At 31.2% G+C, this 12,971-nt stretch carries 12 protein-coding genes; all 12 read left to right on the top strand.

Going from position 1 to position 12,971, the window contains the following annotated elements; translation table 11 throughout:
- Window positions 1-8: 8 nt before the first annotated feature.
- The 12 genes from LOS89_RS10185 (at window position 9) to LOS89_RS10130 (ending at window position 12,967) form a co-directional block, all read left to right on the top strand.
- Window positions 9-266: a hypothetical protein gene (locus LOS89_RS10185; protein ID WP_231835150.1), complete on the top strand. Its 258-nt coding sequence runs from the start codon at window positions 9-11 to the stop codon at window positions 264-266.
- A 46-nt stretch (window positions 267-312) separates the two neighbouring features.
- A protein-coding gene (locus tag LOS89_RS10180; RefSeq protein WP_370515718.1) for an IS3 family transposase occupies window positions 313-1,697 on the top strand; the annotation gives its coding sequence in 2 pieces (ribosomal slippage) (window positions 313-628 and window positions 628-1,697; 1,386 coding nt in all).
- 224 nt (window positions 1,698-1,921) lie between these two features.
- Window positions 1,922-2,338, top strand: a complete 417-nt coding sequence (locus LOS89_RS10175) for a hypothetical protein (protein ID WP_231835149.1) — start codon at window positions 1,922-1,924, stop codon at window positions 2,336-2,338.
- 258 nt (window positions 2,339-2,596) lie between these two features.
- The gene (locus tag LOS89_RS10170) at window positions 2,597-3,046 is read left to right on the top strand and encodes a KTSC domain-containing protein (protein ID WP_231835148.1); all 450 of its coding nucleotides are present in this window, start codon (window positions 2,597-2,599) and stop codon (window positions 3,044-3,046) included.
- Between the two features lie 56 nt (window positions 3,047-3,102).
- Window positions 3,103-3,585, top strand: coding sequence for a DUF1761 domain-containing protein (locus LOS89_RS10165; RefSeq protein ID WP_231835147.1), 483 nt, complete (start codon window positions 3,103-3,105; stop codon window positions 3,583-3,585).
- Window positions 3,586-3,651: 66 nt separating this feature from the next.
- The gene (locus LOS89_RS10160; protein WP_231835146.1) at window positions 3,652-4,797 is read left to right on the top strand and encodes a peptidogalycan biosysnthesis protein; all 1,146 of its coding nucleotides are present in this window, start codon (window positions 3,652-3,654) and stop codon (window positions 4,795-4,797) included.
- Window positions 4,798-4,877: 80 nt separating this feature from the next.
- The gene (locus LOS89_RS10155; protein ID WP_231835145.1) at window positions 4,878-6,956 is read left to right on the top strand and encodes an OmpA family protein; all 2,079 of its coding nucleotides are present in this window, start codon (window positions 4,878-4,880) and stop codon (window positions 6,954-6,956) included.
- A gap of 38 nt (window positions 6,957-6,994) precedes the next feature.
- Entirely contained in the window at window positions 6,995-7,681 is a 687-nt protein-coding gene (locus tag LOS89_RS10150; RefSeq protein WP_309508547.1) for a DUF4230 domain-containing protein, read from the top strand.
- Window positions 7,682-7,746: 65 nt separating this feature from the next.
- Entirely contained in the window at window positions 7,747-8,001 is a 255-nt protein-coding gene (locus LOS89_RS10145) for a hypothetical protein (RefSeq protein WP_231835144.1), read from the top strand.
- 46 nt (window positions 8,002-8,047) lie between these two features.
- A complete protein-coding gene (locus LOS89_RS10140; RefSeq protein ID WP_231835143.1) occupies window positions 8,048-9,904 on the top strand; it encodes a tetratricopeptide repeat-containing sensor histidine kinase in 1,857 nt (618 codons plus the stop codon).
- 2 nt (window positions 9,905-9,906) lie between these two features.
- Window positions 9,907-10,554: a response regulator gene (locus LOS89_RS10135; protein WP_309508546.1), complete on the top strand. Its 648-nt coding sequence runs from the start codon at window positions 9,907-9,909 to the stop codon at window positions 10,552-10,554.
- A 67-nt stretch (window positions 10,555-10,621) separates the two neighbouring features.
- Window positions 10,622-12,967, top strand: a complete 2,346-nt coding sequence (locus tag LOS89_RS10130; protein ID WP_231835142.1) for a T9SS type A sorting domain-containing protein — start codon at window positions 10,622-10,624, stop codon at window positions 12,965-12,967.
- Window positions 12,968-12,971: the final 4 nt, after the last annotated feature.

Below are 12,971 nucleotides of genomic sequence, written 5' to 3'. Positions count from 1 at the left end.
TAAATACTATGAAAATAAAACCAATTGCTTTTACCAGCATAGAGGAAATTAATAATTGGTTAGCTAAAAATTTTAATAATTATCTTGAAACTAAAGAGTTTCTTGAAGAGAATTTATTCCATATTACTGATACAAAAGAAAGAGCAATTGCAAGTGTAAAATATAGTGCTGAAAGACTATTTTATTCTTATTATGATTCATTAAAAAGTTTATTGATTTTAAGAAATAAGGATTGTAAATCGTCAGCAAAAAGTGGACTGATTTAGTTCAAAACTAAGAGAGTGTTTTCAAAATCCTTAAATTTGAATTATTATGAAAACACCCAAGAAAAAAACAGCAGAGAATTTCATCAAAGACATTCGTAGAAACACACGAAGAATCTTTAGTTCTGAACAAAAAATTCAGATTGTTATGGAAGCTTTACGAGCAGAAATGTCAGTTGCAGAATTGTGTCGTAAGTATTCCATTAATGAATCTCAGTTTTATAAGTGGAACAAAGAATTTTTGGAAGCAGGTAAAAAGCGTTTAGCAGGCGATGTAACAAGAGAAGCTACGAGTGATGAAGTATCAGAGCTCAAGAAAGAAAATCAGTCTTTAAAAGTAATGATTGCCGATTTAGTTTTACGCTACGATATTGTAAAAAAAAGCTTGGACATGCTGGATTAACTGAAAAGTTTAAGAAATATATGCGACTTACAGTATCCGAAAAACAAGAAATCATTCACATGGTTACTCGTTCAGAAATTGGCGTAAATCGAACACTTCGGGAGATTGGAATCAATAAAAGTACGTTTTACAATTGGTATCATGCTTACAGCGAAAATGGTGTTGAAGGATTGCTTCCAACCAAAAGAGCAGCAAACAGGCAATGGAATAGCATTCCACAAGAGCAGAAGAATTTGGTTGTAAAATTAGCTTTAGATTATCCTGATTTGTCTTCTCGAGAATTAGCCTATAAAATCACTGATGAACAACAGATATTCCTATCAGAATCAAGTGTTTATCGGATTTTAAAGTCAAGAGGTTTAATTACAGCTCCAGCTCATATTTTTCTGAGTGCAGGTAATGAATTTACAGACAAAACAGGCTTTGTTCATCAAATGTGGCAAACGGATTTTACCTATTTTAAAATATTGGGTTGGGGTTGGTATTACTTGAGTACGGTTTTAGATGATTACAGCCGATACATTGTGCATTGGGAACTTTGCTCAAGCATGAAAGCCGATGATGTAAAAAGAACTGTGGATACTGCCATTAAAAAAGCAAAATTGGTAACTAAACAAAAACCAAAACTCTTGTCAGACAATGGTTCGTGCTATATTGCAAGCGAATTAAAAACGTATTTAAAAGACAATTATCAAATGCAACAAGTACATGGCAGACCCAATCATCCACAAACACAAGGAAAAATTGAACGCTATCACAGAACTATGAAAAACGTGGTAAAACTTGATAATTACTTTGCTCCCGAAGAATTAGAAGCTGCTTTAGAAAAGTTTGTTTATCGCTATAACAATGAACGCTATCATGAATCATTAAACAACTTAACCCCAGCAGATGTCTATTTTGGAAGAGGTGAAATGATTTTAAAAGAACGTGAACGATTAAAGAAAATGGCTATTATTGGCCGAAGAAATGAGTACCAAAAATTAAAATTAACAACAAATCAAAAAAAACATTTATCTTTGAATTATTAACTAAATACTCTCTTAGGAAAAGTCCACTTTAGTTTGAAGACGTACAGTTTTGAAAACTTGATTGAACTTGCAAAACTCATTAACTTAACCAAAAAGAGTTATTTGTTTGGTCAATTTCCTCAAGATTTATAAAACAACAAGTGTAGTATTACTTTGTGATTTTAATAAATCAAATATTAAATTCTAAACCACCCATAAGGTGGTTTTTTTATACCAGGAACTAAATGAAACAACTTAATTTACCTTTCAAAATAGACAAACAATATGAAAATTGGGAGTTTGAATTAGATGCTTTGGATAATAGATTAAATGGTTATGAAAGCTATAAATATATAGGTAAACAGCTTAATTATTTTCTGAACTTTTTTACACATAGAACTGAATTGATATTTAATGGAGATTATTTGACAGCAGTGATTATAATAATCAAAAAAGCTGATGAAAAACAAATTGCTGTTATCAATCAATTCCTGGTACATAATGCATCCAAGCAGATTGAAGTTGATAAATTCAGTTCAAAATTTAAAGTGTGGAGAATAATGTATTACACAAATTATAACCCAAGTAAGAAACAGATTTTAGTAATCTATGGAAAACCAAAATTTATCCAAAAACATTTACTACTTTTGCAAAATAATTGAGGCTAATCAGTTAAAGCAGGGTTGAAATTCAGGTTTAAGGCATACATTTAGGCATACAAAAAATTATTAAGTTCATAATACATTGATAATTAAGTCAGAAGTGTCACAGGTTCGAGTCCTGTTCCCGCTACTAAGAAGCTTCACAGAAATGTGAGGCTTTTTTTGTTTAATTCGCTCATTAATAAATAATTATGTTTTGTTTTTTGTTGTTCAATTCAAGAATAAAACACTAATTTTGCACCTTTATTTAAAAAACTTATGAATCCAAAAAAAATCGCAGAGTACAGAAAATTACTTAATGTTACAAAAACAGCTACTCTTAAAGAATTAAAAACAATTTACAGAAACAGCATGAAAGAAGATCATCCTGATACAATTGCTGATCCTATAGAGCGTTTGGCTGCAGAAGAAAGAAGTAAAAATATTATTGAAGCGTATCATTTTTTGGTAAGTATTGCTCCTGAAACTCAAGAGAAAAACAAAGAAGTTTATCAGAAAATTACTTCAACTGTAAATATCCAAGATTTTTATATGGATAATGGGGTATTGTATATTTCATTTTTAGATGGAAGCAATTACGAATATTTCAGTGTGCCAAAAGTAACGTACATCAAAATGGTAAATGCTGAGTCTCCAAGTCGTTTTGCAAGAAGACACATTTATAATGAGTTCTTATATCGTAGCGCAAGCAAAATCGTAGCAGAATAAACAATTGTTAAAAAATATCCCTACTTTTGATATACTAACCAAAAAACTATATCAATATGGAAATTAATTTTTTAGCGGTTTTAGTAGCTGCTTTATCAAGTTTTGTTGTTGGATTTATATGGTATAATCCTAAAGTTTTTGGAACCATTTGGATGAACGAAGTCGGAATGACTGAAGAAAAAGCCAAACAAGGTAACATGGCCAAAATTTTTGGATTAACTTTTGTTTTTGCTTTTATGTTAGCTTTTATCATGATGCCTTTAACTATTCATCAATTTGGTGCATTAGGTATGATTGGTGGAGATGAGACAAAAGCATTACCATCTTATTCGGCATTTATGGCTGATTATGCAGATGCATTTAGAACTTTCAAGCACGGAGCTTTACATGGTTTTATGTCTGGAATGTTTATCGCATTACCAATCGTAGCAACAAACTGTTTATTTGAACAAAAATCATTTAAATATGCTGCAGTAACTTCAGGTTATTGGATTGTGGTAATGACAATCATGGGAGCAATCATTTGTGGTTGGAAATAAATTAAAATTTAACATTTAATTATATAGTAATCGCTCTACATTTGTGGGGCGATTTTATTTTTCAAGTTGGACAAAATTTCATTTAAAATATACAATTCGGTTGCGGCATTGCCTGCACTTTGGGACGTTGTAGCTCAAAGCAACGTTTTTCTTCAAACGCCGTATTTAACAGTATTAGAGAAATCTGCTCCTGTTAATATGGAATGTTTTTATATTGGAATTTTTGAAAATAACGAGTTGATTGGCGTTTCTTTAGCACAATATTTAGATTTGAATAAGTTAGAATCATTTGGTGAACGCGATAAATGTTTCAAAACCGCTATTCGAAATTTTATTTTTAAGAATTTTGCTTCTCACACTCTTTTTTTAGGAAATAACATGATTACAGGTCAAAATGGTTATGTCTTTTCTAAAGAAATTGATTTTAATCACATTAGCGAAATTCTTTTACAAAGCGCTGATGAAATAACGCTTTATTTCAAGAAAAAAGGAATCAAAATTCATTTGGTTTCCTTCAAAGATTTTTATGATCATTGCTCTGTTGAATTAAAAAAATTCCGTTTTTCAGGTATTTACGAATTTAATACGCAACCGAATATGATTTTCTATTTGAATGAAAATTGGAAATCATTAGATGATTATGTGGGAGCTCTTTCTAAAAAATATCGTGACCAATTCAAACGAGCTCGTAAAAAGTTTGGCGGAATTGAAGTTAGATATCTTTCTTATGAAGAAGTACTTCAATATGAGGAGAAGATTTACGACTTGTATTATTATGTTGCTAAAAATGCACCATTCAATACTTTTTTCTTGTCAAAAAATCATTTTTCAACATTAAAAGGACAATGTGGAAATCGTTTCCAGATTTTTGGTTATTTCCAAAATGATAAATTAGTTGGATTTCATACATTACTATTGAATGACGAAACGTTAGAAACTTATTTTTTAGGTTACGACGATCAAATACAAAAAGACAATATGTTGTATTTAAATATGTTGTACAACATGACAGAATATGGAATAGAAAATAATTTTAAACGAATTATTTTCGGTCGAACTGCTTTAGAAATTAAAAGTTCAATTGGTGCTTCTCCTGTTCAAATGTCAGGATTTTTATATCATAATAATAAACTAATAAACCGTTTTATTGGTAAAATCTTTAAAAATTTAGAGCCAGAACTCAATTGGCAACAGCGTCATCCTTTTAAATAAAAAATACGTCATATTACGTATAGTTAAGATTGGTGATCAAAAATATATTTGTAAAGTTAAAACAATCAAATCTTTACAATATGCGATTCAATTTTACTTTATTTACTTTCTTACTGTTTTCTCTATTTGGTTATTCTCAAACAGTACTTTTTCAAGACGAATTTGAAGACAATAAAAGCAATCTTATTTTTAATGGAGATTCTTTTGAAGCAAAAATTGAAAAAGGAAAACTGGTTTTAGAAAACAATCACGCTACTAACTCTAAATGGCGTTATATTTCCATTACACAAAATACAGATTTGGTTGATTTTGATATTGAAACAGAAATCACAATGACAAAAACTCCAACAGAATATGCAACTTACGGATTGGTTTGGGGAATGTATAGTGATAATTCAGATTATAGAGTTGTACAATTATCGGCAAACAAGCAATCTCAAATTTACCATTATTATGCAAAGGAATTTCATTACAATAAAAAATGGAGTGCTTCTAAAAACGTTGAAGGTAAAGGAAGAAAAAATAAAATTAGACTAGAAAAACGAGCTAATGTTTACAAAGTTTATTTGAACGGAAATTTAGAATTTCAAACAGGTGATAATGCCTATTACGGTTCGTCTTTCGGGTTTATTATAGATTCTGGAGTTCATATTGAAGTGGAAAATTTAAAGATTACAGAAGTTCCGTTTTCGGTAAATGTAGTTAAAGAATTTAATTCGAATTTAAAAATGCTAAAATTACCAGAAACAGTTTCTAGTCCTACGATTGAAGAAACAAATCCGGTAATTTCTGCAGATGGAAACATCTTGTATTTTGATAGAAAAAATAATCCAGCTAACGTTGAAACCGATAAAGACGATATTTGGTATTCAGTTAAAGATAGAAATGGAAAATGGCAAGAAGCTAAAAATGCGGGTAGACCTATTAATAACAAAGATTATAATTTTGTAATTTCTACTTCACCAGATAATAACACGTTGCTTTTAGGAAATCGATATGCAGCTGATGGCGTTTCTCCAAATGGAGCAGGTGTTTCTATAGCAAAAAAAGGAGATTCGGGTTGGGAAATTCCAAAAGATGTTATCATCGATGATTATAAAAATACAAATGATCATGTGGGATATTTTTTAACGAGTGATAATAAATATTTATTAATGTCGGTTGAGCGACCAGAAGGTTTAGGTTTAAAAGATCTTTATGTAAGTAGTGTAAAAGAAGACGGAACTTTTTCAAAACCAAAAAGTTTAGGTAATGTTATTAATACTTTCGATGATGAGGCTAATCCGTTTTTAGCCGCAGATGGTAAAACATTATATTTTGCTAGTAAAGGACATCCTGGTTACGGATATTATGATTTATTTGTTTCAAAACGATTAGATGATTCGTGGACAAATTGGTCAAAACCAGAAAATTTGGGTAATATTATCAATTCAACAGGATATGAATTGAGTATTTTTCTTTCTGCAAAAGGAGATAAAGCTTATGTAGGTAGAGAAAAAGATATATGGGAAATAGACAATACAGTAAAACAAGATCCGGTAGCATTAGTTAAAGGAAAAGTTTACGATAGTAAAACAAAAAAAGTTATGAGTGCTCCAATAGTTTACAATGCACTTAAAACAAATAAAGAGTTAGGAACTGCTGTTTCAGATCCATCAACTGGAAGTTATTCCATCGTATTACCTTACGGAGAAAAATATAGTTTCATGGCTGAGAAAGAAGGATATTACGCGGTTACCCAAAACGTTGATTTATCAGATTTAAAAGAGTATAAAGAAATTGAAGTGGATTTATATTTGAATCCAATAGAAAAAGGAGAAATCATTCGATTAAACAATATTTTCTTTGCTTCAGGAAAATACGAATTATTAGCAGAATCGTATGGTGAATTAGATAAGTTACTTCAGGTTTTAAAATCAAATTCTAAAATGAAGATAGAAATTTCAGGTCATACTGATGCTGTTGGAGCGGATGCAGATAACTTAACATTATCTAATAATCGTGCTAATGCTGTTATGAATTACTTGTTAGGAAAAGGAATTGCAAAAGATAGATTATCAGCAAAAGGATACGGAGAAACAAAATTCATTGCAACAAACGATACCGATGAAGGCAAACAATTGAACCGAAGAGTAGAGTTTGTAATTCTTGAAAAATAATTCAGGTAACTTTTCTATCTTCGTGTAAAATTTAAATCATGGCACGAACAAGTTCTACCGAAACCGCAATAAAAAACATGCTTATTCCATTAGTGCAAGCGATTGGGCGTTCAGGAAAGTTAATTTATATATTGATTTTGTTGATAGTAGGGTTTTTGGTCTATCAGTTTTTTACCAAAAGCAGCGAATCTTCAACGGTAGAGTATAATTCCGCTCTCATTGAAAAACAAATTAAAAGCGTTGGAAAGTTAGTCGTTACCGAAGGTCATTATGCAGAAGTAATTACATACAAAGACCAACAAAAGTATTTCATGGATTTTATAACCTTTGAAAAAAAAGCATTAATTGTAGCTAATGCCGATGTTTTAGTAATGTATGATTTACGTCAATTAAAATATGATATTGATGAAAAGAATAAAACGGTAACTTTGAAAAATATTCCGGAACCGGAATTAAAAATCAATCAAGATTTACATTTTTACGATGTTAATCAAAGTAGATTTAATCCGTTTAACGCACAAGATTACAATAAAATAAACAAAAAGGTTAAAGCTGAATTGACTAAGAAAATTGAAAAATCGAGTCTGAAATCAAATGCTAAAAATCGTTTATTGAGCGAGTTGTCAAAAATATTAATTCTTACCAATACCATGGGTTGGACATTAAAATATGACGGCAGAGAAGTGAAAACCGATAAAGACATAGAGTTAAAAATAATCAATTAAATACGCCTTTCGGCTAATTGTTTGTTCAATACCAATTTTCCATTTTTGTCTAAAAATAGATGATTATGGAAAATTGGTATTTTATTTTGGTTCCAGCTATTTTAGTAACTATAGTTTTAACTTTCAAATTTTTTAAAATGGAAGAAGATTATAAGCGCAAGTCTATGGAAATTCAGCATAAAATTGAGGAATTGAAAAAAAAGAACTTAATATATCAGGATAAGAAAAATGCAGAATATTTTGATTCAAAAAAAATGAGTCAGATTACAAAAGACTTTTTGTATTTGCATAATTTGATAGTAAAAAGACATCTTAGATAATATTTTTAAAAAAAAGATTATATTTAATTAATATTATTCGAGACCTATGTTGAAAAAACTATTTTTATTTTTAATTTTTAGTGTCAATTATACTGTTAAAGCTCAAAATAACAAAGAGCTTTTGGTAAAAGCTTATACTTCTAAAGATTCTTCTGAATATTATTTTAAAAAAGCTAAAAAAGCAATTAAGAATGATGTCGATGAAGCGGAATATTATTTTTGTAAAAATGCTTTTCATACCGACTTCGGGGCATCTGACAGCGCTATTTATTATGGGAAAAAGGCTTTAAATGAGTTTAAGGATTCCAAAAATTACAATTCAATCATTACACTCTATTATAATTTGAGTAGAGTATATAATGATATAGGACAATATGAAAATGCAATAGGTAGCCGAATTACAGGATTAAAATTAGCGGATAGACACAATTTACAAAATTGGATTGGAACTTTTTATATCGGATTATCTTATGACTATCACGATTTTGAAGATTACCCAAAAGGAATTTATTACGGAAAAAAAGCGATTCAATACTTTTTAAATAAAAAAGGAGCTTCAGCAGAAGATATTAGATCTTCTTTTAATGCAACGGCCATTAACTATGATGATTGGAATAAACCAGAAGAAGCTTTGTTTTATCACAAACAAAATCTCAAATATATTAAAGGTAAAGACACACTACTGCTTCATAGCACATTCAACAACATAGGAAATACACTTTTAAAACAGAAAAAATTTAAAGAGGCCCAAAAATGGATTTTACGTTCAGTTAAAATTATTGATTTTAGAGTAAAAAATAATGATAGCCTATACACAGATTATAGTTATGCTACTAGCTATACAAATTTGGCCACAATTGCTACTGAATTAAATCAGTATGAGAAGGCCAAAAACTATTTTGATTTAGCATTCGAATATTCAAAAAAATCGGAAACAGCCGAAAAACTTCGGGATTACTATCAGCAAAAGATAATTTTCAACAAAAAATACAATAAACTTGCGGAAGCTATTGAAGAACAAGAAAATTACATCAAACTAAGAGATTCTATTTATACCGCTGAAAAAAACAAAACAATTGCCGAACTAGAAACGAAATACCAAACGGAAAAAAAAGAAAAGCAAATTTTGCAACACCAAGCCGAAGTGAAGCAAAAAAACATTTGGTTACTCCTAATTTCAAGTTTTACCATCATCGGTTTAATTGTGTTTCGAAATTTTAGAGCCAAAGCCAAATTGCAAAAAGAACAATTAGAATTAGAAAATAAATTATTAGAAGAACAATCCAATTATAAAATTCAAGAACAACGTTTAGATATTTCACGAGAATTACATGACAATGTGGGATCGCAATTAACCTTTATCATTTCGATTTTAGATAATTTAAAAAATTCTTCCGTTCAGTTTGACGAAACTATTGATAGAAAAATAGATACACTAACTAATTTTGCCAACAAATCCATTTCCGAGTTGCGTGACACAATTTGGGTTTTAAATTCTAAACAATTGAGTTTGTTTGAATTAAAAACTAGAATGACCAATTTTATAAAAGATGCTTCTGAATCAGTTGATACGATAAGCTTTCATTTTGATTTTGATATTCAAAATGATGTTCAGTTGTCTTCAAAACAAGCCATTAATTTGTATCGTATTCTTCAAGAAATTGTAAACAATGCCATTAAACATGCTAATGCAAAAGATATTTCGGTTTCAATTTCTCAAATAGAAAATGAATTGCAAATTAAAATTTCAGACAACGGAATTGGTTTTGATTACGAATCCAAAAAGAAAATATCATTTGGGTTAACTAACATCCAAAATCGAGTTCAAGAAGTAAACGGAAGGTTACAGGTTGAATCTAATCAAACAAAAGGAACTAATTATTCCATCACGGTTAAATTGTAATTATGATTAAAGTAATTTTAGTAGAAGATAATTTCTTTCTGCAAAAAGCATTGGAAGAAAAACTGTCTAATTTTTCAGATATTGTAATCAAAGATACGGCTCAAAACGGAGAAGAAGCAATCGCTATTTTAGAGAAAAATCATGTGGTAGATTTAATATTGATGGATATCGAAATGCCTGTGATGAACGGTATTAAAGCTACCGAAATCATCAAATCAAAATATCCACAAATTAAAATTATAATGATAACGGTTTTTGATAACGACGAAAATGTATTTGCTGCCATAAAAGCAGGCGCCGATGGCTATCTGCTAAAGGAAACCAAAGCAGAAAAAATACATGAAGCCATAAAGGAAACTTTATCAGGTGGTGCTGTCATGTCTCCTTCAATTGCATTGAAAACACTGCAATTGTTAAAAAATCCAAAAGTTTTTGAATCCTCAGAAGCAACCGAAATGGTCGAACTTACCACTCGCGAAATAGAAGTCTTAGAACAATTAAGCAAAGGATTAAAAAACAAAATCATAGCAGAAAATTTGTTTTTGTCTGCTTTTACAGTTAAAAAACATATCGAAAATATTTACCGAAAACTTCAGGCACACAACCGGATTGAAATGATACAAAAAGCCAAACAGAATAAGCTAATCTAAAATACGTCAAACGGCTTATTTCACTAAATTGTAAAACGTTAGATATTTGATAAAAATATGTAACGTCATGAAAAAAATTTACACAACATTACTTTTAGTGATAGGATTATACGCAAAAGCACAACTTACAGTGGTTAAAGATGTTGCTGCGGCAGGCATTACACCTACATCAGACAAACAAGCCTTCTGGCAAAACAATAAATGGAACAATAAGTTTTATTTTAATGCAGGAACTACCGCAAAACTAGGTGTTACTGACGGAACTGATGCCGGCACCTTTTTAGTGAAAGATTTGGCGGTGGCGGGCGTTTCAACTTTAATCTCTAAAATCATTCCGGCACAGGATTTTTTCTACATTCAGGTGGATGTTATCGATTCTTATTCTCCTTATACTCTCCATAACGAATTATGGCGTTCCGACGGAACAGCGGCCGGAACTTTTTTACTGAAAAGATTCGATGCTACCATTTCATATCCGCTTAATTTAGGAAGTGATATCACTGAATATCGCAACAATTCCATCTTAGGAAACGAAATGTTTTTTGCCGGATTTACTACCGCAAACGGTTATGAATTATGGAAATCTGACGGAACCGTTTCCGGAACCGTTATGGTGAAAGATATGACAGCTGGAGCCGGAAATACTCCAATGGACGGTTTTACCCGATTAGGCAGTGATGTTTACTTTTTCACAGGTTCAGGACAACTTTGGAGAACTAATGGAACGGATGCGGGTACCGTTAATATTCCGCTTCCTGCAGGGCTTATCGTTTATGTGTACAATACTATGGTTGCTTATAACGGGAAACTTATTTTTATAGGTTACGATGCTGCTAACGGAATGGAGCCGTGGGTTTCTGATGGTACCACAGCGGGAACTCATATAATTGCAAATACTTCACCAAGAACAGATTATTATTATGTTTTAAAAGATTTAATGTTTAAAGAAGTACCGGGTGGTGTTTTATTCCAACAATTAATGACTTCCGGCAGTAATAAAAACACGTTATGGAAAACCGATGGTACGTCTTCGGGTACGGTACAACTTTCTAATATTGATGTCATAGATGAGCAAAGTGGCCTTGATTTTGGTATGACCCAACAATCTATTTATATTTACAATCTATCCCAAAAAACTTTTTTTAAGAGTAATTATCAGCCAGGCGGCAGTACTGTAATCTCTCAGAATTTAGCCTACAATCAGTTTTCAAATTTTTACAATTTCAAAAACACACTATGGTTTAGTTCTGGTATTGCGGTATTTGGTTCTGATGCGAAAGAACCTTGGAGATGCGATGGATTCCAAACCGTGAAAACATTCGATATCAATCCTGGAGTTGGACCATCTACACCATTCGGTTATTTTGAAATCAACAACGATCTGTATTTTTTTGCTAATAATGGCGGTGGTGTAAAGTTGTATAAATTTAATGGCGATTTTACCTTTAATAATTCGGTTAACAACAATTGGAGTAATGGTTCAAATTGGAATGCCGGGACAACACCACTATTAACGGAAGACGCAACCATTCCTTCCGGATTTAATGTAAATGTAGATGCGAATGCTTTTGCCAATAACCTAAGCGTAAGTTCTCCTTTAAATTTAACGACGGGTAATTTGAACTTCAGAGGGAACTTAAACTTAAACGCACCCGTTACCTTGAATGCAAATAATATAAATCTTAAAGGGGAAAATGCCACAGTCCTAAACGGAAATGCTACAAATTATCTTGCTACAAATGGCGCAGGAACCGTAAATGTGGAAAATCTAAACCCAACAAGAGGACAAGTGAATTTGCCTATCGGAACAGCAACCAATTACAGTCCGATTACTATTGAAAACACTGGAACTTCCGATACTTTTTCGGTTAACGTTCAGGATGGAATTTCCAATACCACAGAGGGCGCAGTGAACGCTACTTGGAATATATCCGAAGCAGTAACCGGTGGTAGTAATGTAAATGTTTCGTTCACTTGGAATCAAGCGCAAGAAAACGGATTGTTTAATCGCAATACAGCTGCAGTTGGACATTTTTACAATGCAACTTGGAACGGTGAAGCTTCTTCTGCCGTAACAGGAACAAATCCTTATACCATTTCGGCAACTAATATTTCGAGCTTTTCACCTTTTGGAGTTTTAAATCAATCAGCTTTAGGAATTGAGGACAATAATTTTGTTGCAAATCAAATTCAGGTATATCCAAATCCAACGACTACTCAATTTTACATTAATGCAGCAGAAAGAATTGAGTCTGTAGAGATTTACGATGTTAATGGTCGTAAGTTAAAAAGTGTTTTACCTAAAACCATGGCAACAGAAATTGAGGTGACGGACTTGAAAACAGGTGTTTATTTCGTGAATATAAGTACTCTTATAAATAAAAATCAAACCTTTAAATTAATTAAAAACTAAATCG

The sequence above is a fragment of the Flavobacterium channae genome (genome assembly GCF_021172165.1).
Lineage (GTDB): Bacteria > Bacteroidota > Bacteroidia > Flavobacteriales > Flavobacteriaceae > Flavobacterium > Flavobacterium channae.
Note: the sequence above shows the minus strand (reverse complement) of the source record. Positions and strands in the feature narration are given on the sequence as shown.

Excerpts from the sequence above, each read along its gene's own strand:
- LOS89_RS10185 (WP_231835150.1), top strand. The coding sequence starts at position 9 with ATGAAAATAAAACCAATTGCTTTTACCAGCATAGAGGAAATTAATAAT.
- LOS89_RS10175 (WP_231835149.1), top strand. The coding sequence starts at position 1,922 with ATGAAACAACTTAATTTACCTTTCAAAATAGACAAACAATATGAAAAT.
- LOS89_RS10170 (WP_231835148.1), top strand. The coding sequence starts at position 2,597 with ATGAATCCAAAAAAAATCGCAGAGTACAGAAAATTACTTAATGTTACA.
- LOS89_RS10165 (WP_231835147.1), top strand. The coding sequence starts at position 3,103 with ATGGAAATTAATTTTTTAGCGGTTTTAGTAGCTGCTTTATCAAGTTTT.
- LOS89_RS10155 (WP_231835145.1), top strand. The coding sequence starts at position 4,878 with ATGCGATTCAATTTTACTTTATTTACTTTCTTACTGTTTTCTCTATTT.
- LOS89_RS10150 (WP_309508547.1), top strand. The coding sequence starts at position 6,995 with ATGGCACGAACAAGTTCTACCGAAACCGCAATAAAAAACATGCTTATT.
- LOS89_RS10145 (WP_231835144.1), top strand. The coding sequence starts at position 7,747 with ATGGAAAATTGGTATTTTATTTTGGTTCCAGCTATTTTAGTAACTATA.
- LOS89_RS10140 (WP_231835143.1), top strand. The coding sequence starts at position 8,048 with ATGTTGAAAAAACTATTTTTATTTTTAATTTTTAGTGTCAATTATACT.
- LOS89_RS10135 (WP_309508546.1), top strand. The coding sequence starts at position 9,907 with ATGATTAAAGTAATTTTAGTAGAAGATAATTTCTTTCTGCAAAAAGCA.
- LOS89_RS10130 (WP_231835142.1), top strand. The coding sequence starts at position 10,622 with ATGAAAAAAATTTACACAACATTACTTTTAGTGATAGGATTATACGCA.